The 24,726-nt window shown below is 74.5% G+C and carries 20 protein-coding genes and 2 riboswitches; of the genes, 10 read left to right on the top strand and 10 right to left on the bottom strand.

Annotation, left to right across the window (positions count from 1 at the left end):
• Positions 1–8: 8 nt before the first annotated feature.
• From J1M37_RS00185 to J1M37_RS00175, 3 genes are all read right to left on the bottom strand, one after another.
• Entirely contained in the window at positions 9–1,769 is a 1,761-nt protein-coding gene (locus J1M37_RS00185) for a 5-oxoprolinase subunit B/C family protein (protein WP_159305544.1), read from the bottom strand.
• Positions 1,766–2,533, bottom strand: coding sequence for a LamB/YcsF family protein (locus J1M37_RS00180; RefSeq protein ID WP_155934298.1), 768 nt, complete (start codon positions 2,531–2,533; stop codon positions 1,766–1,768). Before J1M37_RS00180 ends, J1M37_RS00185 begins: the two co-directional genes overlap by 4 nt.
• A gap of 198 nt (positions 2,534–2,731) precedes the next feature.
• Positions 2,732–3,883, bottom strand: a complete 1,152-nt coding sequence (locus J1M37_RS00175) for a glutathione S-transferase family protein (protein WP_206450568.1) — start codon at positions 3,881–3,883, stop codon at positions 2,732–2,734.
• A gap of 12 nt (positions 3,884–3,895) precedes the next feature.
• On the opposite strand from J1M37_RS00175, the gene J1M37_RS00170 reads away from it, so the two are divergent.
• Together J1M37_RS00170 and J1M37_RS00165 are read left to right on the top strand one after the other, a co-directional pair.
• Positions 3,896–4,711, top strand: a complete 816-nt coding sequence (locus J1M37_RS00170; protein ID WP_144819535.1) for an MBL fold metallo-hydrolase — start codon at positions 3,896–3,898, stop codon at positions 4,709–4,711.
• A gap of 73 nt (positions 4,712–4,784) precedes the next feature.
• Positions 4,785–5,321, top strand: coding sequence for a universal stress protein (locus J1M37_RS00165; protein WP_049147497.1), 537 nt, complete (start codon positions 4,785–4,787; stop codon positions 5,319–5,321).
• 16 nt (positions 5,322–5,337) lie between these two features.
• Here J1M37_RS00165 and J1M37_RS00160 read toward each other — a convergent pair whose 3' ends face one another.
• Positions 5,338–6,915, bottom strand: a complete 1,578-nt coding sequence (locus tag J1M37_RS00160; RefSeq protein ID WP_236557991.1) for a mechanosensitive ion channel family protein — start codon at positions 6,913–6,915, stop codon at positions 5,338–5,340.
• Between the two features lie 134 nt (positions 6,916–7,049).
• Here J1M37_RS00160 and hisD point away from each other — a divergent pair, with 134 nt between their 5' ends.
• Both hisD and J1M37_RS00150 read left to right on the top strand, forming a co-directional pair.
• The gene (hisD, locus tag J1M37_RS00155; RefSeq protein ID WP_170747951.1) at positions 7,050–8,366 is read left to right on the top strand and encodes a histidinol dehydrogenase; all 1,317 of its coding nucleotides are present in this window, start codon (positions 7,050–7,052) and stop codon (positions 8,364–8,366) included.
• 10 nt (positions 8,367–8,376) lie between these two features.
• Positions 8,377–8,745: an RNA-binding S4 domain-containing protein gene (locus tag J1M37_RS00150; protein WP_095347005.1), complete on the top strand. Its 369-nt coding sequence runs from the start codon at positions 8,377–8,379 to the stop codon at positions 8,743–8,745.
• Positions 8,746–8,792: 47 nt separating this feature from the next.
• Here the strand turns inward: J1M37_RS00150 and J1M37_RS11360 are convergent, their stop codons facing one another.
• Positions 8,793–9,407, bottom strand: coding sequence for a hypothetical protein (locus J1M37_RS11360; protein WP_233569954.1), 615 nt, complete (start codon positions 9,405–9,407; stop codon positions 8,793–8,795).
• A 193-nt stretch (positions 9,408–9,600) separates the two neighbouring features.
• Positions 9,601–9,720: riboswitch (SAM riboswitch) on the top strand.
• Positions 9,721–9,793: 73 nt separating this feature from the next.
• Here J1M37_RS11360 and J1M37_RS00140 point away from each other — a divergent pair.
• Together J1M37_RS00140 and J1M37_RS00135 are read left to right on the top strand one after the other, a co-directional pair.
• On the top strand, positions 9,794–10,318 hold the full coding sequence (locus tag J1M37_RS00140; protein ID WP_100058010.1) for a flavin reductase family protein: 525 nt from the start codon (positions 9,794–9,796) through the stop codon (positions 10,316–10,318).
• Positions 10,319–10,556: 238 nt separating this feature from the next.
• A complete protein-coding gene (locus J1M37_RS00135; RefSeq protein WP_020628179.1) occupies positions 10,557–10,760 on the top strand; it encodes a cold-shock protein in 204 nt (67 codons plus the stop codon).
• A gap of 210 nt (positions 10,761–10,970) precedes the next feature.
• Here J1M37_RS00135 and J1M37_RS00130 read toward each other — a convergent pair whose 3' ends face one another.
• From J1M37_RS00130 to J1M37_RS00115, 4 genes are all read right to left on the bottom strand, one after another.
• Entirely contained in the window at positions 10,971–12,191 is a 1,221-nt protein-coding gene (locus J1M37_RS00130; protein ID WP_041102662.1) for an MFS transporter, read from the bottom strand.
• Between the two features lie 116 nt (positions 12,192–12,307).
• Positions 12,308–14,302, bottom strand: a complete 1,995-nt coding sequence (locus tag J1M37_RS00125; RefSeq protein WP_020628177.1) for an FMN-binding glutamate synthase family protein — start codon at positions 14,300–14,302, stop codon at positions 12,308–12,310.
• Between the two features lie 31 nt (positions 14,303–14,333).
• A complete protein-coding gene (locus J1M37_RS00120; protein ID WP_206451938.1) occupies positions 14,334–14,915 on the bottom strand; it encodes an acyl-CoA thioesterase in 582 nt (193 codons plus the stop codon).
• A gap of 19 nt (positions 14,916–14,934) precedes the next feature.
• Positions 14,935–18,579: a bifunctional proline dehydrogenase/L-glutamate gamma-semialdehyde dehydrogenase gene (locus J1M37_RS00115; RefSeq protein WP_101966107.1), complete on the bottom strand. Its 3,645-nt coding sequence runs from the start codon at positions 18,577–18,579 to the stop codon at positions 14,935–14,937.
• Positions 18,580–18,710: 131 nt separating this feature from the next.
• Here J1M37_RS00115 and J1M37_RS00110 point away from each other — a divergent pair, with 131 nt between their 5' ends.
• Entirely contained in the window at positions 18,711–19,760 is a 1,050-nt protein-coding gene (locus J1M37_RS00110; RefSeq protein WP_206451937.1) for an agmatine deiminase family protein, read from the top strand.
• On the opposite strand, the gene J1M37_RS00105 is transcribed toward J1M37_RS00110, so the two are convergent.
• Positions 19,726–21,012, bottom strand: coding sequence for an AI-2E family transporter (locus tag J1M37_RS00105; protein ID WP_206451936.1), 1,287 nt, complete (start codon positions 21,010–21,012; stop codon positions 19,726–19,728). The genes J1M37_RS00110 and J1M37_RS00105 overlap by 35 nt on opposite strands.
• 46 nt (positions 21,013–21,058) lie before the next feature.
• Positions 21,059–21,164: riboswitch (TPP riboswitch) on the top strand.
• A gap of 66 nt (positions 21,165–21,230) precedes the next feature.
• Between J1M37_RS00105 and J1M37_RS00100 the strand changes: the two genes are divergently transcribed.
• Genes J1M37_RS00100 through J1M37_RS00090 form a run of 3 tightly spaced genes read left to right on the top strand, consistent with a single transcriptional unit; the run spans position 21,231 to position 24,723 of the window.
• A complete protein-coding gene (locus J1M37_RS00100; RefSeq protein ID WP_206451935.1) occupies positions 21,231–22,295 on the top strand; it encodes a thiamine ABC transporter substrate-binding protein in 1,065 nt (354 codons plus the stop codon).
• Positions 22,295–24,025, top strand: coding sequence for an ABC transporter permease (locus J1M37_RS00095; RefSeq protein ID WP_095346993.1), 1,731 nt, complete (start codon positions 22,295–22,297; stop codon positions 24,023–24,025). Before J1M37_RS00100 ends, J1M37_RS00095 begins: the two co-directional genes overlap by 1 nt.
• A complete protein-coding gene (locus tag J1M37_RS00090) occupies positions 24,025–24,723 on the top strand; it encodes an ABC transporter ATP-binding protein (RefSeq protein ID WP_206451934.1) in 699 nt (232 codons plus the stop codon). The genes J1M37_RS00095 and J1M37_RS00090 overlap by 1 nt, the downstream gene beginning before the upstream one ends.
• Positions 24,724–24,726 lie beyond the last annotated feature (3 nt).

Genomic DNA, 24,726 nt, shown 5'->3' with positions numbered 1-24,726 from the left:
GGTGGTGGTCATGCGGGGGTCTCCTCGGAGGGCGATGCGGAGTCGACGACGGTCTCGGCGCCGGGGCGGGGATGGGGGACGAAGCGGACGCGGGCGCCCGGCGGCAGCTGGGCCGCCAGGCTGAGGTCCGCGCGGGCCACGACGCCGATCACCGGGTAGCCGCCGGTGACCGGATGGTCGGAGAGGAACAGGACGGGCTCACCCGAGGGCGGCACCTGCAGCGCGCCGCGCACGGCGCCCTCGGACTTCAGCTCACCTTCGCGCACGCGCTCGAGCGGTGCGCCGTCGTCGGGGGCCGTGAGGCGCACCCCGATCCGGTCGGTCTGCTGGCTCACGTCCCAGACCTGCGTGAACAGCCGCTCCAGGCCCGCCTCGCCGAACCAGTCGTCGCGGGGGCCGGGGACCACGCGCAGCACGGCCACCTGGCCGGGCGCGGGCATGGGGCGCAGCGAGGTCTCCGGGTCCCCCACCATCACGACGCCGGCCTCCTCCGAGGCGGGGGCGCCGGCGGCGGTCGGTCTCGCGGCGGAGGCGCCGGCGGCGCCCCTCGCATCCGGGCCGACGCGGCGGGCGAGGCGGTCCCCCGCCGTCAGCGGGGCGGGGCCGAGCCCGGACAGGGTGTCGGTCGAGCGGCTGCCGAGCACGGGCGGCACGTCGATCCCGCCCCGGAGGCCCACATACACGCGCAGGCCGCCGACCGGCTCGTCCACCGTCAGCGTCTGACCGTCCAGCACGACGAACGGCGTGCGGGCGGGCGCCCGGCGCGTGGCGCCGTCGGCCGCGGTGATCGTCCCGCCGGCCTCGGCGCCGGCCAGGGCCATCACCTGGTGGCCGTGCGCGGCGAGGGTGAGGCCGCCCAGAACGGTCTCCAGCACCGCCTCGCGTGAGCGGTTGCCCACGAGCCGGTTCGCCTGGCGTGCCGCGTCCCGGTCGGCCGCGCCGGACGCGACGACGCCGAGGTCGCCCAAGCCCGGGCGGCCCAGGTCCTGGACCAGGGTCAGGAGCCCCGGGTCCACGACGGTGACGCCGCGGCGGCCGGCCACGGACGGGAGGCCGGCCGCGGCGTCGGCGGGCGGGGTGGCGTCGACCGCCGCGTCCGCGCCGGAGGTGACGGACGCCGTCGGGCGCACGGGGACGTAGCGGACACGGTCGCCGGGCTGCAGCAGGGCGGGCTGCTCGCGGCCGAGGTCCCACAGGGCCGCGGTGGTGTGCCCGAGGAGCTGCCAGCCGCCGGGCGAGGTGCGCGGGTAGACGGCAGAGAAGGCCCCGGCGACGGCGACGGCGCCCGCGGGGACGGCCGTGCGGGGCGAGCTGCGGCGGGGCGCCTCGAACGGGGCCGCCTCGGAGGCGCAGTACATGAACCCCGGCGCGAAGCCGCCGAACGCGGCGAACCAGTCGGCCTCGCTGTGGGCCCGGATGACGCCGTCGACGCCGAGCCCGGTGAGCCGGCCGACCTCGGCGAGGTCCTCACCGTCGTAGACCACGGGGATCTCGACGACGCGGCCCCCCGTCAGCTCACCGGCGTCGGGGGTGAGAGTGCTGACCCGCGGTGCGGCGTGCTCGGCGGCGGCCTGCGAGGTGAAGGTCACCAGGACGGTCGCGGCGGCGGCCATGACCTGGCGCTGGCCGCGCTCCGGGTGGGCCGTGAGGTGGGCGTGGACGGCCATGACGTCCTCGAGCGAGGCGCACTCGACGAGGAAGCCCTGGGTGCCGACCCAGCGGATCGGGCGGGCCGGCGGCTCGGCGGCGGGGTGATGTGGGGCGCTCATGCGAAGGCCTTGATGGCCACGCCCGCGCCCTCGAGCGCGCGGCGCACGGCCGCGGCCATGGCCACGGCGCCGGGCGTGTCGCCGTGCAGGCAGATGCTCTCGGCGTCGACGCGCACGTCCGTGCCGTCCACCGCCGCGACGACGCCCTCGGTTGCCAGGCGCACCATGCGGGCGGCGACGTCGTCCTCGTCGTGGAGGACCGCGCCGGGCTCGCGGCGGGAGACGAGCGTGCCGTCCGGGTTGTAGCCGCGGTCCGCGAAGGCCTCGGCGACGCCGCGCAGCCCCGCGGCGGCCGCCTTGTCCAGGGCGACGGAGCCGGGCAGGAGCAGCAGCGGGAGGTCGGAGCCGAACGCCCTGACGCCGTCGACGACGGCCTGGGCGTGCGCCTCGTGACGGACGATCGTGTTGTAGAGGGCGCCGTGCGGCTTCACGTAGCGGACCCGGCCGCCGGCCGCGCGGGCGAGCGCGTCGAGGGCGCCGATCTGGTAGAGGACGTCGTCGGCCAGCTCGGTGGGCGTGCAGTCCAGGAAGCGGCGGCCGAAGCCGGCGAGGTCGCGGTAGCCCACGTGCGCGCCGATCGTGACGCCTGCGGCGACCGCGTCACGGCAGGTCTGGGCGATCCCCGAGGGATCGCCCGCGTGGAAGCCGCACGCGACGTTGGCGGAGGAGACGGAGGGCATGATGGCGGCGTCGTCCCCCATCGTCCACGAGCCGAAGGACTCGCCGACGTCGGAGTTCAGGTCGATCTGCGGCGCGTGAGACACGGTGCAGTCCTCTCGGATCGGGCCCGGCTGAGGTGCCGGTCACACAATCTTGAGGCATGAAGGATGATTGTTCAACAATCCCCGGCGCGCCTCCTCGCGGGCGGCGTTCCGCACGCCAACGCGGGTTGAGTTATCGCGGGTGTCCCCGCCCAGGACCCGCGATAACTCAACCCGCGTTGCGGGCCGGGCCGAGCGGCCTCACCGCAGCGGCGTGTGCTCCGGGTCCACGCGCTCGCCCTCGCGCACGGGCCCGGGTGCGGTGCCGCCGCCCCACGGGTCCCCGCCGAACGCCTCACGCCCGTGCTCGCTCAGCCAGCTCGCCAGCTCCGGGCCCGCGGGCACGATGCCCGTCGGGTTGATGTCCTCGTGCACCACGTAGTAGTGCTCCTTGATCTGCACGAAGTCGATCGTGTCGCCGAAGCCCGGGGTCTGGAACAGGTCGCGCGCGTAGCCCCACAGCGCCGGCATCTCGGTCAGCCTGTTCCGGTTGCACTTGAAGTGCCCGTGGTACACGGGGTCGAACCGCACGAGCGTGGTGAACAGCCGCACGTCGGCCTCGGTGATCCGCTCCCCCATCAGGAAACGGCGCGTCGACAGGCGCTCCTCGAGCCAGTCCATCGCGGCCCACAGCCGCTCGTACGCGGCGTCGTACGCCTCCTGCGAGCCCGCGAAGCCGCACCGGTACACGCCGTTGTTCACCTCGGTGAACACGCGCTCGATCACCTCGAACATCTCGTCCCGCTCCGGCCCGGCGTCGGGGATCAGCTGCGGGGCGCCGTCGCGGTGGAACGCGGTCCACTCCGTCGAGAGGTCGAGGGTGATCTGCGGGTAGTCGTTGGTCACGACGCCGCCCGTCGGCACGTCCACGATCGCCGGCACCGTGATGCCCCGCGGGTAGTCCGGGAACCGCGTGAAGTAGTTCTCCTGGAGCCGCTCGGTGCCCAGCACGGGGTCCTTCCCGCCCTCGTCGAGGTCGAAGGTCCAGGACCGCTCGTCGTGGGTCGGCCCCGGGGTGCCCAGCGAGATCGCGTCCTCCAGGCCGAGCAGGCGCCGCACGATGATCGTCCGGTTCGCCCACGGGCACGCCCGCGCCGCCACGAGCCGGTAGCGGCCCGCCTCGACGGGCCACGCCTCGGCCCCCTCGGTGAGCCCGCCGCCCACGCGGCCGACCGTGGACGGCTCGGCCACGGGCAGGGCCCGCACGGCCTCCGGATCCGCCACGATCCGGTCCGCGATGTAGTTCGTGTCCCGCGTGAACTCCGCCCCGGACTGCACGTAGTTGCCCGTGAACCCCTCGCGCGTGTCGATGGTGCCGCGGTCCGCGGCCTGGCCGGTCTGCTGGTTCTCCATACACTCGAGCCTATGACGACGACCACCGCCACGCCCGGCCCCACGCCCGCCCCGCTGGTGCGCTGCGTGACCGCCCAGAACCCCTCCCCGATGACCCTCGCGGGCACCAACACGTACGTGGTCGCCGCACCGGACTCGGACGCGGCCGTCGTGGTGGACCCGGGTCCGGAGGACGACGTCGCCGCCCACCTCGAGCGCGTCCGTGCGGCGGCCGAGGGGCGCCGGATCGCGCTCATCCTGGTGACGCACCGGCACGCCGACCACACCGGCGGGGTGGACGCCTTCCACGCGGCCACGGGCGCCCCCGTGCGCGCCGCGGACCCGGACTGGTGCCGCGGCGGGGCCGCCGTCCTGACGCCGGACGAACGGATCGACGCCGCCGGCACCCCGATGCTGGCGTGGCACACCCCGGGCCACACCTCGGACTCCTACTCGTTCGCCGTCCCGGACGCGGGCGCGCACGGCGCGGTCATCACGGGCGACACCATCCTCGGCTCGGGCACCACCATGCTCGACCACCCGGACGGCACCCTCACCGACTACCTGGCCAGCCTGCGCCGCCTCGAGGCGGCGGGCCCGCTCACGGTGCTGCCCGCGCACGGGCCCGTGCCGGAGCCGCTCGACGTCGTCGCCCGCGACTACCGGCACCACCGCGAGGGCCGCCTGGAGCAGATCCGCGCCGCCCTGGCCGCGTTGCCCGAGACCGAGGCGGCGACGATCACGCCCGAGGACCTGGCCCCGCGCATCTACCCCGGCCTCACCGGCACCGTGGCCCGCGTGGCCGTCCAGACGGTGGCCGCGCACCTGCGCCACCTGCGCGAGGGCTGAGCCCCTCCGCCGCGGGCCCGGTCCGCACTACGCTGACCTCAGACCCGTCCCCTCGACCCCGCGGAGGCACCCCATGACCATCCTCGTCGGCTACGCCCCCTCGAAGGCCGCGGACGCCGCTCTGGACACCGCCCTGGACATCGCCCGCTCCACCGGCGAGCACGTGGTGGTGGTCAATGCGGGCCCCGGCGGCGAGCACCGCACCAAGTCCCTCGTCACGGAGGAGCAGCAGCGCGGCGTGCAGGCCCGGTTGGACGCCTCCGGCGTGACGGCCGAGTTCCGTCAGTACGCGCGCGGCCGGTCCACGGTGGAGGAGATGAAGGACGTGGCCGCGGAGCTGGACCCGTCCATCGTGGTCATCGGCGTGCGCCGCCGCGGCGGCTTCGGCCGGTTCGTCATGGGATCGGTCTCGGACGAGCTGCTGCAGGAGATCGATCAGCCGGTGCTGTGCGTGAAGGAGTACCGGCAGTACGGGGACCACACGCCCGAGGCCGTGAGCCACGTCGCCGAGACGGACCCGGCCGCCCACGGCCTGCCCGCGTCCGAGCCGATGGCCGAGCGGCGTCGGCTCACGCCCGTCGATTCCGGGGACCCGACGCTCGAGCGCTGAGCGCTCCCGCCGGGCCTCAGTCCTCGTCGTCCTGACGGCGGCGCGTGACGGCGTCGTCGAGGGGGCCGTCCGCGTGGGAGCCGGCGCCGCTGCGCCGCCCGGCCTCGTCCGCCGCCGCGGCCTCCGCCGCCTGCTTGGCCTGCTGGGCGCGCCGCTCGGCGAACGCCTCCTCGCCCGGGCCGGCGAGTTCGCGGTTGCGCTGCACCGCCGTCATCGAGCCGGTGTACAGGCCGGAGTGGTCGCCCACGCGGGTCAGCGGTGTGGTGAGGGTGTGCGGGCGCGGATCGGCGCCGTCGACGCGCGGCAGCGGCGCGGTGCGCGGGCGCGGCTCGCGGGCCGCCACCCCGGAGCCGTCCGGGCCCGGCTCACCCGTCCGGTCGCCACCGCGGGCCCCCGCGTCGGAGCCTTCGGAGGCGGGTGACGCGTCGCCGTGGGCGGGGTGCCGGACCACCATGCGCTGCACCACGATGCCCTCGGGGTGCTCGTGGCGCAGGAAGGCCACGAGGTCCTCGCGCACGAGGCAGCGCAGGTCCCAGAGGTCGCCGGAGTTGCGGGCGGAGACCACGGCGCGGATGCGCACGACGCCGCCGGTCGCGTCGGTCACCTGCAGCGCGTGCTCGCGCCCGTCCCACAGGTCCGTGGACTCGAGCAGCTGCGCAAGCCGTGCGCGCAGCGCGTCCATCGGCACCCGCCAGTCCACGTCCAGCTCCACGACGCCGGAGACCTCGGTGCCCACGCGCGTCCAGTTCTCGAACGGCTGCGTGGTGAAGTGCGAGGACGGGTAGACCACACGTCGCCCGTCCCAGAGCTTGACCACCACGTTGGACAGGGTGATCTCCTCGACGGTGCCGAACACGCCCTCCATGTCCACCACGTCGCCCACCCGGATCGCGTCCGTGAAGGCGAGCTGGAAGCCGGCGAACACGTTGGTCAACGTGGACTGCACGGCCAGGCCGGCGATCACCGAGATCACACCGGCGGAGGCGAGCAGACCGGCCCCGAGCGAGCGCACCTCGGGCACCCCCAGCAGGACCACGGCGACGGCCACCACCACGATCACCGCGTTGAGGATGCGCCGGATCAGGATGGTCTGCGTCCGGATGCGTCGCTCGCGGCGGTGCTCGACGCTGGTCTCCTGGTAGCGGCCGAGGATCCCCTTCTCGATCACGCCGACCAGGCGCCACGCAGCCCACGCGCCCGCCGCGGCCACGGCGATGAGCAAGAGGAACGACGCCGGCCGGTACCAGGTCTGCTCCTCGGCCATGACCCCGAGCCAGATCCGGGAGGCCAGCAGGCCGGCGGCGACGGCGGCCGGCAGGCTCAGCCGGGCGGCGCCGTGCTGGAACGCGGGGCGGCGCACGAGCACGACGCGCGCCACCTGCAGGGCCAGGTACACGACCGCCGCGCCGATCGCGAACGCCATCAGCACGGTCAGCAGCGTCCCCCATTCCACGCCGAAGGCCCGGGTGGTGGCGGCCGCCCCGTCCTGGATGTCCCCCTCCACCCCGGACGGCACGGTCTCGCCCGCCAGGAGGCGGTCCAGGGCGGTCAGCAGGGGCGGGGTCGCGAGGGCGGGCAGGACGGGGAGGACCATGACGACAGTCTGACACCCGCCCCCGGACGCACCCCGGAGAAGAGCACAATGGAGCCTGACCGTCCGCGCGGTCCGGGCCCGGCCGTCGTCGCGCCCCGTCCCGCCGGCCCGCCGCCGCCCCTCTGGAGGAATCCATGCTCTCCGTCACCGACCTGCGCCCGCTCGACACCGCCACCGCGGACCTGTCCCGCATCATCCCGCGGGCGAACGTGGACGTGTCCTCCGTGGTGCCGGTGGTCGCCCCGATCATCGAGCAGGTCCGCCACGGTGGCGAGCAGACCCTGCTGGAGCTGGCCGAGCGGTTCGACGGCGTCCGTCCGCCCGCCCTGCGCGTGCCCGCGGAGGCGCTCGAGGCCGCCCTGGCCGGGCTCGACCCGCGGGTGCGCGCGGCGCTGGAGGAGTCGATCCGCCGGGCCCGGCTCGTGCACGCCGCCCAGCACCCCCAGGACTCGACGGTCGAGCTCGGCGAGGGCGCCGTCGTCGAGAACCACTGGCTCCCCGTGGGCCGCGTGGGCCTGTACGTGCCCGGCGGCCGCGCCGTGTACCCCTCCTCGGTGGTGATGAACGTGGTGCCCGCGCAGGCGGCCGGCGTGGGGAGCCTCGCGGTGACCTCGCCCCCGCAGCGGGACCACGGCGGCCTGCCCCACCCCACCGTGCTCGCCGCGTGCGCGCTGCTGGGCGTGGACGAGGTCTACGCGGCCGGCGGCGCCCAGGCCGTGGCCATGCTGGCGCACGGCGTCCAGGACGACGACGGCGGGTGGCTCTGCGCGCCCGTCGACCTGGTGACGGGGCCCGGCAACGTGTACGTGGCCGCCGCGAAGCGCGCCCTGCAGGGCGTGATCGGCGTGGACGCCGAGGCCGGGCCGAGCGAGATCGCCGTGATCGCGGACGGCACCGCCCGCGCCGACTGGGTGGCCGCGGACCTGATCAGCCAGTCCGAGCACGACCCGCTGGCCGCCTCCGTGCTCATCACGGACTCCGAGGACCTGCTCCGGGACGTGCTGGCGGCGATCGAGGCGCAGGTGCCCGGGGCGTTCCACGAGGATCAGATCCGCGAGGCCCTCACCGGCCCCCAGTCCGGCGTGCTGCTGGTGCGGGACATGGACCAGGCCGTGGAGGTCTCCGACCGCTACGCCACCGAGCACCTCGAGATCCAGACGCGCGACCCCGAGGCCCTCGTGGGGCGCATCCGCAACGCCGGCGCCGTGTTCGTGGGCCCGTACGCCCCCGTGCCGCTGGGCGACTACTCGGCCGGGTCCAACCACGTGCTCCCCACCTCGGGGACGGCCCGGCACTCCTCCGGTCTGAACACCGTGACGTTCCTGCGCCTGCAGCAGCGCATCCGCTACACGGAGACCGGGCTCGAGGAGGTCGCGGACGAGATCGGCGTGCTGGCCGAGGACGAGCGCCTGCCCGCGCACGGCGCCGCGATCCGCGCCCGCTTCGCGTGAGGGGGCGGGCGTGAGCGGCGTCCGCATCGACGCGTGGCTGTGGGCCGTGCGGCTGTACAAGACCCGGTCGGCGGCCACGGCGGCCGTGCGCGCAGGCCACGTGCGCATCGACGGCGAGCCCGTGAAGGCGGCGACGCCCGTCGTCGTCGGGAACCGGGTGCGGGTGCGCCAGGACGGAGGCGAGCGGATCCTCGAGGTCACGGGGCTGATCGCCAAGCGGGTGGGCGCCCCCGTGGCCCGGCAGCAGTACGTGGACCACTCCCCGCCGCCCGTGCCGCGTGAGCTGCTCGCGGTGCCGTACCGCGAGCGCGGCGCGGGCCGGCCCACCAAGCGGGACCGCCGGCAGCTGGACGCGCTGCGCGGCCGCGACCGACGCTGAGCGTCTCAGTCCTCCCCGCGCCGTCATCCGCCGTCGTGATGGCGGCCTCATGCGGAGGGTGCGGTCAGCACCATCCGGAACGGCTTGTCATTGTCCACCGTGACGGTGAACGTCATCGGCCCCGCCTCATCCACGGGGGGAGTCGCCGCCGACCAGCCGCCGCACAGCGCCTCCGATCCGGCCATCCAGGTCTTCGTTCCCCCGCCACCCCGTGAGGTCAGGATCTCCGTCTCACCGGTGGCATCCGAAGGACACAACACGATGACCCGAAGGACCGCACCCTGTTGAGCGTCCACGGTGATCTGCTGTGTGCCCGTCCCGACCGCCTCCTCCAGGACGGACTCCTTCTCCGGGTCGAGATGGTCCGCATCCGGATGCCGGCGCGTGTACTCGACCAACGTCATCCCGTCCTCCTCGAACAGCGCGGCGGGGAGTGCTTCTTCACCGGCGGGCGACGACGCGGACGAACCGGTGGCGGAGGCCGACCCGGTTGCCGAGGGGGCCGCTGACGTCGGGGTGACGGAGGACGCCGCAGCGGTGGAAGCATTCGCGGTGGAGGAGACGCTGCCCTGGGAAGCGGAGCATCCCGAAATGGCGGTACCGAGGAGAGCCGCGACGACCACGGCGGTCGACAATGCCGCGAGCTTCTTCTCGATGTCCATCCGCATGATCCGGTCCCTCTCGGAGAACCGACTGCGGGGCCGGAGGCCGCGGTCTCGAGCTCCCCCCTCTCGAGTGGCTTGATCCTGGCCGGCGATGCGCGGTGTGTCAAGCATCACATCGGGCAGCTCGGATGACGCCGCGCGACCGCCGCGCTTTGACCACCCCACGGACCCCTCCGTAGGCTGGCCCCAGAATCACGAGTTCCCGTCATTCACGGCCCTGGCCGGCGGGACGGCAACCCTCTCACGCAGTAGTGGGGTGCTCCAGGTGATGATTCGGCCCCTCGGACACCCCGGCGGGCAAGTACCGCGCCTCCGCGGATCCGGGCGATCCGCGTTCCCGCCGTCTGCGGAGCCGCGTCAGTCATCGGAAGAGGACGCGCGCCATGACCCTGACCCACGAACCCCACACCGCCGCGTGGGACACCGACCTGTCCCTCGGCAACCTCCGTTCCGGCCTCTCGGCCTTCCCCACCGGGGTCGTCGCGCTGGCAGGCCTCGCCGACGGCGTCCCCGAGGTGATGGTCTCCTCCTCCTTCGGCGTGGGCATCTCCTGGGAGCCGGCCCTCGTGTCCTTCTCCGCGCAGAACAGCTCCCGCACCTGGCCGCGCCTGCGCCGGGCCGGGGCGATCGGCGTCTCCCTGCTCGCGGCGGACCAGACGCCGCTGTGCCGCCAGCTGGCCTCCCGCGAGGGCGACCGCTTCGCCGGTCTCGACGTGCACCGCAGCCCGCACGACGCCCTGCTGATCGGGGGCTCCTCGCTCTGGCTCGAGACGCGGGTGCACGCCGAGGTCCCGGCGGGCGACCACACGGTGGTGCTGCTGGAGGTGACGGCCTTGGCGGATCACACGGACGCCGCTCCCCCGGCCGCCCTGCACCGCAATCTCTTCCACGGCCTGCGCGCGCTCTGAGCGAACTCCAGGTGAACAATCGGGCCCCTGGTTCCCGGTCGGCGAGATCCGTGCAATGATGGAGCCTGAAGTTGATCAAGCTGTATCCCGCCATCTTCACTGCTCGTCAGCCCGGCATCGCCGGCGTCGATGAGTGTTGGGCAAGCGGTTCAGTCTCGCCGCTTCACCCGCGTCCCACATCCGGGCCGCGGTCCAACACCGCCACCGCACCGCGGGGGCACATCGAAAGGACACCATCATGGCTGTCGGTACTGTCAAGTGGTTCAACGCTGAGAAGGGCTACGGCTTCATCGCCCCCGAGGACAACTCCGCGGACGTGTTCGTGCACTTCTCCGCCATCCAGGGCGGGGGCTTCAAGGAGCTCCAGGAGAACGACCGCGTCGAGTTCGAGACCCAGGACGGCCCCAAGGGCCTCCAGGCCGCCAACGTGACGAAGCTCTGATCTTCGCCTGACGCACGGCTTCCGACGCCCCCGGTCCGCACGGACCGGGGGCGTCGTCGTGTGTCAGGCGTCCACGCCCCGCCGCGCACTGCGCCGCACTCCGCCGTACGCCCGTTCGACCGCGGCGCTGCGACATCACCGCAGGGCTGCACTGCGGTGATGTCGCTGAGGCGCGGTCCTCCGGGGTGGGCCTCGTCCTGGCCCTGCGCGTCAGGCCGCGCCCCGCCGACCCACGTGGCGACGCAGCAGCAGCACCACGCCCAGGGCCAGCAGATACCCGGCCGCGACGACCGCGAAGCCGGCCCGGTAGTCGCCCGTGACGTCGCGCAGCAGGCCCATCAGCAGCGGGCCCAGGGCGAAGCCGGCGTACATGCCCATCGAGTTCGCCCCGGTCGCACGGCCCAGCCGCTCGGCCGGCACCTCGCTCAACAGGCCCGCGTTGATCACCACGTTGGCGCCCAGCACCGTCAGGCCGTGCACCGCGGCGCCCACCCACAGCAGGGCCGGCAGGTCCAGCAGGTCCGCGGCGAGGAACACCGCGACGCCGGCCACCGCACCCAGGCAGATCACGGCCAGCAGGGTGGTGGGCCGGTCTCCGGAGCTCATCCGCCGGCTCCACCCGATCCGGGAGAGCACCCCCACCACCCCGGACACGGCCGCCGCGGCGCCGCCGGCCACGAGCGTCATTCCCAGCGTCTCGACCGCGAAAAGCGGCAGGTAGGTGTTCGTGGCCTGCATGCCCAGGCCGGTGAGGAACGCGATCGCCGCGAAGAACCAGACCGTGGCCGGCAGGGGCGAGGTGTCCCGCCGTCGTCGCCCGCCGACGGGGCCGGTGGCCGGCGGCGGCGCCCCGGGCAGCGGCGGGGCGGCGACCAGGGCGAGCACCCAGAGCGCCCCGATGAGCACCGCGGCCCCCAGCGCGGCGCCCGTCCAGCCGAGGGCGAGGGACGCGGCCGGGAAGAACAGGCCGCCGACCAGCTGGGCCGCCTGCACGCCGGACTGCTTCACCCCGACCCACCCGATGCGCCTCTCCGGCGGCACCACGGTGCGGATGATCCGGTTCGTGGTGGGGTTGGAGATGGCTTGCGTGACGCCCGCCACGGCGGCCGCCGCGTACAGCACGGGCAGGGACGGGGCGACGGCGCCGAGCACGAGCGCCGCGGCGGTGCCGCCGAAGATGATGCTCAGCTGTGCGCGGGCGGACAGGCGGTCGGCGGCCCGGCCGAGGCCGAGCGAGGTGACGGCGGCCGCCGCGAACACGACCGTCATCACGGTGCCGAGCTGGCCCGAGGTGACGTCGAGCCGCTCCATCACGACCGTGGAGGAGGCGGAGACGCCGTAGTTGAACAGGGGCCCGGCGCCCATCGCCGCCAGCAGCACCCACAGCAGGGCCGCGGAGGGGCGGCGAGCGGCGGGGGCGGGCAGGGTCACGGCCCCAGGCTACGACCCCTCACGCGACGAGGCGGGAAATCTATCTCATGGGCGCCCGGGGGCGTCGTGTGAGGTGGATTTCCCGCCTCGAAAGCGGGGGTGACTGCGGGGACAGGTCAGCCGACGCGGCCCTCGCCGCGGTGCTCGCCCTCGACGCGGCCGGTGGTCCCCCGCTGGGTGACCTCCTCGCCGTCCTGGCGCTCGGGCCGCTCGCCGGCCTCCGCCGGCAGGCCCTCGTTCTCGTCGGTGGGCGTCTCGCCGGCGGTGGCGGCGGGTGCCGGATCCTGCGGGGCCCGACGACGGCCGCCGTGCGGGGACAGCGACTCACCCTCACCCAACGAGCTGACGCGCGGCATCGGCGACGTCGTCAGCGGCACGGACTCGGTCTGCCGGGCGTCGACCAGCGTGGAGCCCGTCCCGGAGATGGGGGAGCCCTGCACGGGGGCGCCGCCCGCCTCGCGGCCCGGGATCAGCAGCTCGGAGCGCCACTCGGGGTCGCGCTCGGTGAGGTAGTCCACGCGGGCGTGCTCGCCGAAGTGGTCCGCGTCCGCCTCCTCCCAGTCCATGGCCCAGCCGGCAGGCGGGTCGTTGAGCAGCTCGTCCGTGCGCAGCCAGTGGTAGATGGACGCGTACGAGCGGGTGCTCAGGTGGTCCACGCGTCGGCGCAGCATGCGGGTGTTCAGCTGGGACGGATGCGTCAGACCCATGGACGCCATGATCTGCACGGCCTCGCGCACGGTCAGGCGGTGGTAGTTGAAGACGCGGTTGCCCTTGTCCTCCACGTCGAGGGCGCGCATCAGACGCGGGTCCTGCGTGGCCACCCCCACGGGGCACTCGTTCGTGTGGCACTTCTGCGCCTGGATGCACCCGGTGGCCATCATCATCGCGCGGGCGGACATGGTGAAGTCCGCGCCCTGGATCAGACGCCTGACGATGTCCGAACCGGTGGCGACCTTGCCGGCCGCGCCGAGCTTGATCATGTGGCGCAGGCCGGTGCCCACGAGCGCGTTGTGCACGAGCATGAGGCCCTCGGTCAGCGGGGTGCCCACGCGGTCCGAGTACTCGAGCGGGGCGGCGCCGGTGCCGCCCTCGGAGCCGTCCACGATGATGAAGTCGGGGGCGATCCGCTCCTCCCAGATGGCCTTGGTCATGGCCAGCACGTCCACGCGGGAGCCCACGCAGAACTTGATGCCGATCGGCTTGCCGTCCGAGAGCTCACGGAGCTGCTCGATGAACTTGACCATCTCGCGCGGGGTGCGGAACGCGGAGTGGGACGCCGGGGACAGGCAGTCCTTGTCCATCGGGATCTCGCGGGCCTCGGCGATCTCGGGGGAGATCTTCTCCTTGGGCAGCATGCCGCCCAGGCCGGGCTTCGCGCCCTGGGAGATCTTGATGGTGATGCCCTTGACCTCGGGCAGCACCGCCTTCTCGGCGAACTTCTCCGGGCTGAAGGTGCCGTCCTCGTTGCGGCAGCCGAAGTAGCCGGAGCCGATCTCCCAGAACAGGTCCGCGCCGTTGCCGCGGTGGTACTTGGTGAGGCCGCCCTCGCCGGTCTCGTGGATGAACCCCCCCAGGCCGGCGCCCTTGTTCATGGCGACCACGGCGTTGGCGGAGAGGGAGCCGAAGGACATGGACGAGATGTTCATCAGCGAGATGTCCACGGGCTGGCGGCAGTCCGGGCCGCCGATCCGCACCGTGGGGGGCTCCTCCGGCGGGTTGACCGGGGCGGTGGAGTGCAACAGGAACTCGTAGCCGATCTCCGAGGTGTCCCGCTCGGTGCCGAACGCCTTGTGGCTGTCCAGTCCCTTCGCACGGGCGTAGACGATCGAGCGGGTGTCCCGGTCGAACGGCTTGCCGTCGAAGTTGCGCTCGATGAAGTACTGCTGGATCTCGGGGCGGATCGACTCCAGCAGGTACCGCATGTGGCCGAGCACGGGGTAGTTGCGGAGGATCGCGTGCCGCTTCTGGGTCATGTCCCACACGGCGAGCACGAGCAGCGCCACCAGGAGCACCGCCAGCACCCACCACGCGCCGCCGCCGATGGCGGCCACCAGCACGACGACGAGCGCGGCCAGCGAGAGGGTCGCGACGATCAGGAGTCTGTTGTTCACCCGACCATCGTGCCCTATATCACTCGAACGTTCATCCTCGCCGCACTGTGTCGAGGTCCCACGTGTGGGGCAGGGGCGTCCGGGCCGACGGCAGGGCCACGCTGCGCCGCCACTCGTGCAGCCACTCCGGCAGCGTCGGCTCCCCCGCGAGGTCGTGGCCGGCCGCCGCCGCGATCGCCCGGACCTCGTCGTTCTCCACGGGGCGGCCGTCCTTCTTGCGCAGGCGCGTGCAGATGAACGCGCGCACCGCGACGTCGCCGTCGACCACCACGCGCTGCTCGAACCACACCGCGCGCTCATCCAGGCCGATCATCCGCGTCTCCACGTCGAACCGCTGCCCCAGGGTCACCGAGCGGCGGAACGCAATCTGCTCGGCCTGCACCACGGGCGTCCAGCCGCGACGGCGGATCTCGTCCCACAGGCCGGTGCGGACCATCGCGTCGAAGCGGCCGAGGTCGAACAGCCCGAAGTACTGGCCGTTGTTGACGTGCAGGGCCAGGTCCACGTCCGTGGGCAGGGCGCGCATCGGCAGCGTCGTCGGCTCCCAGAGTCCGGCGCGCGGGCGGCGGCGGGCGCGGGCGACGACCCAGATCGTGCGGGGGATCAGATGCATCGGAGGTTCCTCCTCGGGGTCACAGGACCCCCTCGGTCAGATGGTCCGGCGTGCCGAACCGGTGGGCGGTCACGGACACGGCCTGTTCGTGCAGGAACGGCAGCAGCTCCACCTCGCCGGCGCTCACCACGGGGCCAGCGTAGACCGCCACGTCGGGGGTGTCGCCGAGCGCCGCGTGCAGCGCGCTCCGCGCCGCCTCGGCCGCCTCCCGGTCGCCGGTCCAGTCGGCGACGAGCCGGATCCGCGCGTCGCCGCCGCCCTCCGTCGCGGGCGGGATGAGGGCCAGCCGCCGGGCGCGGTCGTGGAACGCGGCGTCATCCTCGACGACGACGTCCACCGGCGCGGCCGTGCCGGCACCCTCCGTGCGGGCGGACCGGACCAGCTCCTCCACCCGGCCGCGCACGGCCTCGGCCGAGAGCCCGTCCGCGTCGGGCCCCTCCGCGGTGGGGGTCGGGCGCAGGCTCACGGTCATGGGCGCCCCGGCGCGCAGGCCGGCGGAGACGATGCGCAGCAGGTGGTCGGCGGGCCCCGAGTGCCGGCGCACGAGGACCGGGGTGGGGACGTGACGCAGCACGTTCCGCTCGGCCTCGAGCGCGGAGACGTCCGTGGCCACCCCGAACACGGTGGTCCACGCGTGGGTGTCGAGGGCGCGGGCGGTCTCGAGCCAGGACGCGCCCGCACCGTCGGCCTCGGACCCGGGCCGCCCCTCTCCCCCGGCCCACGTGGGCGCGTCCTCCCAGTCCACGAGGCCGTGCAGGTAGTGCGGCCCGCCGGCCTTCGTGGTGGGGCCGACGACGGAACGCTTCCAGCCGCCGAAGGGCTGGCGGCGCACGATGGCCCCGGTGATGCCGCGGTTCACGTAGAGGTTGCCGGCGCGCACGCCGCGCAGCCACACGTCGATCTCCTCCCGGTCCAGCGAGTGCAGCCCGGAGGTGAGGCCGTAGTCCACGGCGTTCACGATCCCGATGGCCTCCTCGAGCGTCTCGGCCGTCATCACGGCCAGCACGGGGCCGAAGTACTCGGTGAGGTGGGCGTCGGCGCCGGGTCGTACGCCGGAGCGGATGCCCGGGCTCCACAGGCGACCCGTCTCGTCCAGCTGCCGCGGGCGCAGGGCCCACCGCTCCCCCGGGCCGAGCTCGGTGAGCCCGCGGCGCAGCTTCTCGCCGGGGGCCTCGATCACGGGGCCCATCTCGGCGCGCGGGTCCGCGGGGTGCGCCACGTGCAGGGACGAGGCGGCGTCCAGCAGCTGCCGGTGGAAGCGCTCGGAGGTGCCCACGGAGCCGACGAGCACCACGAGGGAGGACGCCGAGCACTTCTGGCCGGCGTGACCGAACGCGGACTGGACCACGTCCTTCGTGGCCAGGTCCAGATCCGCGGACGGGGTCACGATCACGGCGTTCTTGCCGGAGGTCTCGGCGAGCAGGTGCAGGTCGGGGCGCATCCCCTTGAACAGCCGTGCGGTGTCCCAGCTGCCGGTGAGGATGAGCCGCTCGACGGCCGGGTCGGTCACGAGCGCCGCGCCGACCTCCGCCTCGTCCTCGTCCGCCAGCGTCACCAGGCGCACGAGGTCCGCGGGGTCGTGCCCGGCGAGCGGGCCGCGGTCGTCGAACAGCCCCGAGTCCCGCAGCCCGGCCACGATCAGCTCCCACGCGACCGCGCCCGTCCGCTCGGACTGCGGGGCCGGCTTGAACACCACGGGCGAGCCGGCCCCGAGCGCGGCGAGGACGCCCCCGACCGGGATGGCCACGGGGAAGTTCCACGGCGGGATCACCAGGGTCAGGCGGACGGGCACGGCGCGAGCGCCCTCCACCGCGTCCAGGCCGCGGGCCAGGCGCGCGTAGTAGTGCGCGAAGTCCACGGCCTCGGAGACCTCGGGGTCGCCCTGGTCCAGGGTCTTGCCGGTCTCGGCGGCGGCCACCTCCAGCAGGCGGGCCCGGCCGGCGTGCAGGGCCCGTCCGACGGCGTCCAGCGCGTCGGCGCGCTCGTGGCCGGTGAGCGAGCCCCAGCGGGCGCCGGGGTCGGCGGTGGCGGCGATGGCGGCGCGGGCGTCGTCGGCCGTGGTGGCGCGGTGGGCGCGGACGGTGTCCGTCCCGAGGTCCGAGCCCGGGACGGCCGCGAGGATCCGGCGGGCCCACTCCCGGTTGCCGGGCAGCGCGGGGTCCGTGTCCGGGGTGTTGGCGAAGCCGTCCACGGGGGCGGGGGTCGGCCCGTCCTCCCCGCGGGACCGGTCCTGGAGGCGGTTCGGACGGGGCACGGCCGCGTCCAGGTGGCGCAGCGAGGCGCGGAAGCGCTCCTCCTCGCGGGCGAACAGGTCCGCGTCCGCGTCCAGGTCGAACACGGCGGACATGAAGTTCTCCGGGGAGGCGCCCTCCTCGAGGCGGCGCACGAGGTAGGAGATCGCCACGTCGAACTCCTCGGGCCGCACCACGGGCGTGTAGAGCAGCAGGGCGCCGACGTCCGCCCGGACGGCGGCGGCCTGGCCGGTGGCCATGCCGAGGAGCATCTCGAACTCCACCGCGGCCGGGTCGAGGCCGCGGCGCTCGATCAGCCGGTGGGCCAGGGCCACGTCGAAGAGGTTGTGCCCGGCCACGCCGATGCGCACGTGGGCCAGATGCTCCGGGGTGAGCGCGTAGTTGAGCACGCGCTTGTAGTTGGTGTCCGCCTCCTGCTTCGAGCCCACCGTGGCCAGCGGCCAGCCCGTCAGGGAGGCCTGCATCCGCTCCATGGGCAGGTTGGCGCCCTTGACCACGCGCACCTTGACCGGGGCGCCGCCGGCGGCGACGCGGCGCGCGGCCCACTCCTGCAGGCGCACCATGGCCGCGAGCGCGTCCGGCAGGTAGGCCTGCAGCACGATGCCGGCCTCGTAGTCGCGCAGGCCCGGCTGCTCGAGCAGGGCGGTGAACACGTTGAGCGTGAGGTCGAGGTCGCGGTACTCCTCCATGTCCAGGTTGATGAAGGTGTCCCGGTCCCGGGCGAGCTCGAACAGCGGGGTGAGCCGCTCGGTGATGTCCGCGACGGCCTCGTCGAACGCGTAGGGCGCGTGCGGGGCGGTGGCGGCGGAGACCTTGACGGACACGTAGTCGACGTCGTCGCGGCGGATCAGCGCGGCGATGCCCTCGAGTCGGCGGTCCGCCTCGCCCTGGCCGAGGATCGCCTCGCCCAGCAGGTTGATGTTCAGCCGGGTGTGCTCGTCGCGCAGGGCCGCGATGGCCTTGCCGAGCTGCCGGTCCCGCGCGTCGACGATCAGGTGGGAGACCATGCGCCGCAGCACGCGGCGGGCCGTGGGGACGGCGATGCGCGGCACGAGCGGGGCGGCGCGGCCGCCGACGCCGAGGACGGCGCGCAGGGCCGGGGGCAGGAAGCCGGGGGCGCGGCCGGCGAGCTCCCGCAGCGCCCGGGCGGCGATCGCGGGGTCCTCGGGGCGGACCACGTGGTCCACGAAGCGCACGATGAAGTCGAGGCCGCCCGGCTCCTTCAGGGCGCCCGCCAGCTGGCGGGCCGCGAAGTCGGCCTCATGGTCGCGGGACTCGGCGAGCCAACGCCGCACCTGCGCGACGGCGTCGTCGGCGAGGGCGTGCAGGTCGGCGGGGTCGGGGATCCCGCCGGTCGCGCCGAGGACCCGGTCGAGATCGTCGTGGTCCTGGGCGGAGAACATCGCGGTCATGGCCGCACTCTGCACGTGTGCCGGGTCACAGGTCAAACCGCCGCGGCTTCCTGTCAGACGCCTATGCTCGATGGACATCCCCTCGCCGCGCGCCCGCGCGTCGCCGCCGTCTTCCCAGGAGCCCGTCCGCCATGGCCGCCGCCGACCCCGTCCCCACCGACGCGCGGGAGCGCCGGGACGTCGTCGTGCCCGTGCCCGGACCCGAGGATCCGCCCGAGCGGGCCTGGCTCGTCCTGCCCCACCGCCACCCGGTGCCGACGCTGTTAGACGAGACGCGGGACGCCGTCGTGGGCCTGGCCGAGACGCTCGCCGCCGTGCTGCCGGTCACCGTGCTCGCCCACCCGCGCGACGCCGGGGCGGCGCGGCTGGTGCCCCCGGAGGTGGACCTGCTGCGCGCGCCCGTGGGCTCACCGCTGCTGGGCCGCACCGGGCCGAGCTTCATCCGCCGCCCCGAGGGCCTGGCCGCCGTCGCCTGGCGCAGCGCCGCGGGACTGACCGGGACCGGGCCGCTCGACGGCGCGGCCGCGACGGCCGTGGCGGAGGCGGCGGGACTGCCGCTGCTCACCCCCCTGCTGTGCGCCCCGCGCGGGGCCTGGGTGACCGACGGCGAGGGGACGGCCGTGGTGGCCGCGGACCCCGTGCTGGACGGGCGGATCAACGGCGCGTGGACCCCCGGCCAGGTGGCCGCCGAGTTCGCCGCCCTGCTGGGGGTCACCCGGGTGCTGTGGCTGCCGCCGGCACCGCGGCCGGACACCGGGCCGTGGGGCGGGCCCGGCCACCTGGCCTCGTGGGTGCGGCTGCGGGGCGACGGCGAGGCCGCCGTGCACTGGCGCGGCGACCGGTTCCACCCCGAGCACCCCTACGCCGCGGCGGCGCTGCGCTTCCTGCAGGGCGCCGACGACGCCGCCGGCCGGCCCCTGCGCGTGCGCACGGTGACCGGGGCGGCGCAGCCCGCCGCGTACGACCCGGCCGAGCGGGGCCCCCGCTCCCTCCTGGACACGCTGCCGCTGGGCGCGGCGGTGCTGCGGCCGGCGTTCGAGGACGCCGTGGGCGAGGAGGCCGCGGCCGCCGCGTGTGCGGCACTGCACCCGGGGCTGCCCCAGCTGTCGTTCCCCGCCCCGCCGCTACTGCGGCTGGCCGGCGCGCTCAACGACCTGGTGCTGCTCCAGCCCCGCCCGTGACCTCGTCCGCCGGGGCGCGGTCCTCGTCTCCACCGTCCGCCGGGGCACGGTCCTCGTCTCCCCCGTGCGCGTCGGACCGCCAGGCCGCCGGGCGCAGCCGTTCCAGGAGCGAGGACTGACGGCGCTCCATGCCCTTCAGATCCGAGGCGATGAGCGCGTTGATCCAGCGGGCGTTCGGGTCGGCGTCGATCAGCACGGCCTTGGCCAACAGCGTGCAGGGCAGCGCGAGGATGGCGCCGAGCGGGCCGAGGACCCAGGCCCAGAAGAGCAGGGAGAGGAAGCTGACGGTGGGGATCACGCCGATCGCGTCGCCGGCCACCTTGGGCTGGATCACGGACTGCAGCACGAAGTTCAGCACCGAGTAGCTGACCACCACCCACAGGAAGTCGGACCAGCCGCCCGCCGCCAGGCCCAGGACGGCCGGCGGCAGCAGGCCGATGATGAAGCCGATGTTCGGGACGTAGTTGGTGAGGAAGCTGAGCACGCCCCACACGAGCGCGAGCGGGACGCCGATCAGCATGAGGGCGATCACGTCCAGCACCGCCACGATCAGGCCGAACACCGTGGTGACCACCCAGTAGCGGCGCACGCCCTGGGCGAACTCGACCAGGGCGTGGCCGAACTCGTGGCGGGCGGTGCTGAGCAGGCGGACGCGGCGTTCGACGTCCATCGAGTCCATCGCGAGGAAGAACATGCCCATGATCACGGTGACGAGCAGGCCGAAGACCGCGTAGACGTTCGTGGCGATCTTCGTGATGGCGCTGACGGCCGTCCCGGTCACGGCGCTCATGTCGATCGAGGCCAGCTGCTGGGACACCATGTCCGGGGTCACGCCGCGCTCGTTGAGCCAGTGCGAGACGTCCAGGACGATCTGCTGGAAGCGGTCCGCGTACTTCGGCAGCTCCGCCACCAGCTCGAGGCCGGACCACACCATCATGCCCCCGAACACGGCCATCACCGCGACGACCAGCAGGACGGTGGTGGCGGCCCCGAGCACGGGGTGCAGGCCCCGGCGGATGAGCCAGGCCTGCAGGGGGTAGGCCACGATCACGAGGTTCAGCCCCAGGAAGACGGGCGCCGCTATGGAGGCGATCCCCTGGAAGAACTGCACCACCAGCACCAGGCCCGCGAGCGTCAGGACGATCACCAGCATGCGCGGCCACATGCGGTGGGGGCGGCGGATGTCCCAGTCGGAGGCGGGGCTGGACGAGGCGGGCGGCGGGGTCACCCCCGCGGGCTGTGCGGCGCTCACGCGGGCAGTCTATGCGCGGGCCGGACGGGGTAGGGTCGGGACCAGTCCACATCGACAGGGGAGCGCCCGCGCGGCGCTGAGAGTGCGGTCCGCCGCAGACCCTCGAACCTGCTCCGGTCCGCACCGGCGAAGGAAGTCGAGTCTCCCGGTCGACGTCGTCCCGGGATTCCGGTGGCGGCCTCGTCCCGGCCCCTCTGCCGTCCCAGAGGAGAACCGCCATGTCCCGCACCCCGCACCGCGCCCTCGCCGCCCTCTCAGTGGCCGCCCTCGCCCTCACCGGCTGTTCGGTGTCCGGCTCGTCCGGCGACGGGGCGTCGTCGTCCGCCGCCGGCGCCGGCGGCGAGCCGACGACGGTGACGATCATGACGCACGACTCGTTCAACCTGCCCCAGGAGCTCGTCCAGAAGTTCGAGCAGGAGTCCGGCTACACCCTGAAGACGACGGCCCCCGGCGACGCCGGCAGCGTGGTGAACCAGCTCCTGCTGGCCAAGGACGAGCCCACCGTGGACGGCGTCTACGGCGTGGAGGACCACTCGGCGCACCGCCTCGTCCGCGAGGGCGTCGTCGCCGCCTACACCCCGAAGGACCTGCCCGCCTCCGCGCAGGACCGGATGGTCGAGGACCGCATGACCCCGGTGGACCAGGGCCAGGTGTGCTTCAACACGGACCCGGCGTGGTTCACCGCCCACGACGTCGAGGCCCCCACCTCGATCGACCAGCTCGACGACCCCGAGTACGCGAAGCTGACGGTCGCCACCTCCCCCGTGGCCTCCTCCCCCGGCCTGGCGCTGCTCGCGGCCACCACGGAGAAGTACGGCGACGACGGCTGGCAGGACTGGTGGCAGGGCCTGATGGAGAACGGCGGCAAGGTCGCCGACAGCTGGTCCGACGCCTACAACTCGGACTTCTCCGGCGGCGAGGGCAAGGGCCAGTTCCCGGTGGTGCTCTCCTACTCCTCCTCCCCCGCGTTCGCCCCCGAGACCGAGGTGATCGAGGACTCCTGCACCCCGCAGGTCGAGTACGCCGGCGTGCTCGAGGGCGCGAAGAACCCCGAGGGCGCACAGGCGTTCGTGGACTTCATGCTCACCGAGGAGGTCCAGTCCGCCCTGCCCGAGTCGATGTACATGTACCCGATCGACGAGTCGGTGCAGCTGCCCGAGGAGTGGGCGCAGAACGCGCCGCTCGTCGAGGACGCCATCACCCCGGACCCCGCCCGCATCGACGAGCGCCGCGAGGACCTGCTGAAGGAGTGGACCGCCCTGGCCGAGGCCTCCCGGCGCTGATGTCCGCGCTCACCGAGGTCGCGGCCCCCGGCACGGACCTGCCGCGCCGGCGGGCCCGCGGCCGGGGGGACGGGCTCGGCCCGTGGTGGCTGGTGGCCGCCGTCCTGCCGGTCGCCTTCCTGCTCGTCTTCTTCGCGTGGCCCGTGGCGGCCATGCTCTGGCGCGGGATCGGCGGCGACGCCGAGACGTTCACCGGCGCCGTGGACCTCACCGCCTTCGGGGAGACCCTCGCCCGCGAGCGCACGTGGCGCATCCTCGGCCAGACGCTCGGCATGGCCGCCGCCGGCACGGTGGTCTCCGTGGCGCTCGGCCTGCCGACCGCGTTCGTGCTGCACCGGCGTCGCGTCCCGGGGCGGGCCGTGCTCCGCGCCCTCGTGCTCGTGCCGTTCGTGCTGCCCACGGTGGTGGTCGGCGTCGCGTTCCGCGCCCTGCTCGCCCCCGGCGGACCGCTGGGCTTCACCGGGCTGGACCAGACGACCACCGCCGTCGTGCTGGCCATGGTCTTCTTCAACGTGTCCGTGGTGGTGCGCCAGGTGGGCGCGCTGTGGAACGCGCTCGACCCGCGCCAGACCGAGGCCGCCCGCACCCTGGGCGCCTCGCCGTGGCGGGCGTTCCGCACCGTGACGCTGCCCCAGCTCGCCCCGGCGATCGCCGCGAGCGCGGCGCTGGTGTTCCTGTTCTGCGCGTCCGCGTTCGGCATCGTCCAGACGCTCGGCCGGCCCGGCTACGGCACGCTCGAGTCGGAGATCTGGGTGCAGACCTCCGTCTACCTGGACCTGCGGACCGCGGCGGTGTTCTCCGTGCTGCAGTTCGCGGTGGTGCTGGCCGCCGTCGTGGTCTCCGGCGTGACGGCGGCGCGCACCCAGCGGGCGCTGCGCCTGCGGGAGACGCCGCCGGCCCGGCTCACGCGCGCGGACGCGGTCCCGGTGGCCGTGATGCTCGCGGTGGTGGCGCTCGTGGTGGCGCCGATCCTGACGCTCGTGGTGCGCTCCTTCCACACCCGCCACGGCTGGGGGCTGGGCAACTATCGGCTGCTGTCCACGAGCGCGGGCAGCGGGTTCGTGGGCGGGTCGACGCCGGCCCAGGCGCTCGAACAGTCCCTGCGGGTGGCCGTGGACGCCACGCTCGTGACGCTCGTGGTGGCCGTGCCGCTGGCCCTGCTGCTGACCCGGCCCTTCCGTTCACGCGCGGCGCTGGTGGCCCAGCGGGCCCTCGACGGCGCCCTGCTCCTGCCGCTCGGCGTGTCCGCGGTGACCGTGGGCTTCGGCTTCGTCGTGTCCCTGCGGGCCGCGTTCCCGGAGCTGGCGGCCTCGGGCGTGCTCGTGCCACTGGCCCAGGCGGTGGTGGCGCTGCCGCTCGCGGTGCGGGCGCTCGTGCCCGTGCTCGCGGCGGTGGACCCGCGGCTGCGGGAGGCCGCACGCACCCTCGGGGCGGGCCCGTGGCGGGTGCTGGCCACCGTGGACGGCCCGTTCCTCGCCCGCGGCGTGGGCGTGGCCGCGGGCTTCGCCTTCGCGGTGTCCCTGGGCGAGTTCGGGGCCACGAGCTTCCTGGCGAGCCCGTCCGCGCCCACCCTGCCGGTGCTGATCGCCCGGCTGCTGGGCCGGCCGGGCGCGGACAACTACGGGATGGCGCTCGCGGCGGCCACGGTGCTGGCCGTGCTGAGCGCCGGGATCATGCTGGTGTGCGAGCGGCTGCGCCCCCGGGGCCCGGCCGGGGCGGGAGGTCTGTGATGACGCCGACGACGGGGGCCTCCCTCCGGCTGCGGGATGTGGCGATCCGCTATCCGGACGGCTCCACCCCCGTGCGGGGGACGGACCTGGACGTGGCCGCCGGGGAGATCGTGGCGCTCGTGGGCGCCTCCGGCTCGGGCAAGTCCACGATCCTGCGCGGGATCGCCGGGCTCGAGGACGTCGTGGCGGGCACGGTGGAGCTCGACGGGCGGGACGTGGCGGCGGTGCCGACGCACCGCCGGGGCGTGGGGATGGTGTTCCAGGACGGGCAGCTGTTCCCGCACCGGACCGTGGGCCGGAACGTGGCGTACGGCCTCGAGTCCGCCGGCTGGGACCGGGCCCGGCGGCGGGCACGCGTGGCCGAGCTGCTGGACCTGGTGGGCCTGACCGAGCTCACGGACCGGCCTGTGCAGCGGCTCTCCGGCGGGCAGGCCCAGCGCGTGGCGCTGGCCCGGTCGCTGGCCCCGGCCCCGCGGGTGCTCCTGCTGGACGAGCCGCTGTCCGCGCTCGACGCGGACCTGCGCCGGCGCCTGGCCGAGGACATCCGGGCGGTGCTGCGGGCGGCGGGGACGACCGGCGTCGTCGTCACCCACGACCTCGCGGAGGCCGCCGTGATGGCCGACCGCACCGTGCGCCTCGGCGCGGGGGGACGCATCGCGGCGGAGGAGGACGGCCCGGCGGTAGCCTCTCAGGCATGACCC

This window comes from Micrococcus sp. KRD012 (assembly GCF_017168555.1).
GTDB classification, from domain to species: Bacteria; Actinomycetota; Actinomycetes; order Actinomycetales; family Micrococcaceae; genus Micrococcus; species Micrococcus luteus.
Note: the sequence above shows the minus strand (reverse complement) of the source record. Positions and strands in the feature narration are given on the sequence as shown.

Coding starts and splice junctions, on each gene's coding strand:
- J1M37_RS00185 (WP_159305544.1), bottom strand. CDS start 1,769: ATGAGCGCCCCACATCACCCCGCCGCCGAGCCGCCGGCCCGCCCGATC.
- J1M37_RS00175 (WP_206450568.1), bottom strand. CDS start 3,883: ATGGAGAACCAGCAGACCGGCCAGGCCGCGGACCGCGGCACCATCGAC.
- J1M37_RS00170 (WP_144819535.1), top strand. CDS start 3,896: ATGACGACGACCACCGCCACGCCCGGCCCCACGCCCGCCCCGCTGGTG.
- J1M37_RS00165 (WP_049147497.1), top strand. CDS start 4,785: ATGACCATCCTCGTCGGCTACGCCCCCTCGAAGGCCGCGGACGCCGCT.
- J1M37_RS00160 (WP_236557991.1), bottom strand. CDS start 6,915: ATGGTCCTCCCCGTCCTGCCCGCCCTCGCGACCCCGCCCCTGCTGACC.
- hisD (WP_170747951.1), top strand. CDS start 7,050: ATGCTCTCCGTCACCGACCTGCGCCCGCTCGACACCGCCACCGCGGAC.
- J1M37_RS11360 (WP_233569954.1), bottom strand. CDS start 9,407: ATGGACATCGAGAAGAAGCTCGCGGCATTGTCGACCGCCGTGGTCGTC.
- J1M37_RS00140 (WP_100058010.1), top strand. CDS start 9,794: ATGACCCTGACCCACGAACCCCACACCGCCGCGTGGGACACCGACCTG.
- J1M37_RS00135 (WP_020628179.1), top strand. CDS start 10,557: ATGGCTGTCGGTACTGTCAAGTGGTTCAACGCTGAGAAGGGCTACGGC.
- J1M37_RS00120 (WP_206451938.1), bottom strand. CDS start 14,915: ATGCATCTGATCCCCCGCACGATCTGGGTCGTCGCCCGCGCCCGCCGC.
- J1M37_RS00115 (WP_101966107.1), bottom strand. CDS start 18,579: ATGACCGCGATGTTCTCCGCCCAGGACCACGACGATCTCGACCGGGTC.
- J1M37_RS00110 (WP_206451937.1), top strand. CDS start 18,711: ATGGCCGCCGCCGACCCCGTCCCCACCGACGCGCGGGAGCGCCGGGAC.
- J1M37_RS00100 (WP_206451935.1), top strand. CDS start 21,231: ATGTCCCGCACCCCGCACCGCGCCCTCGCCGCCCTCTCAGTGGCCGCC.
- J1M37_RS00095 (WP_095346993.1), top strand. CDS start 22,295: ATGTCCGCGCTCACCGAGGTCGCGGCCCCCGGCACGGACCTGCCGCGC.
- J1M37_RS00090 (WP_206451934.1), top strand. CDS start 24,025: ATGACGCCGACGACGGGGGCCTCCCTCCGGCTGCGGGATGTGGCGATC.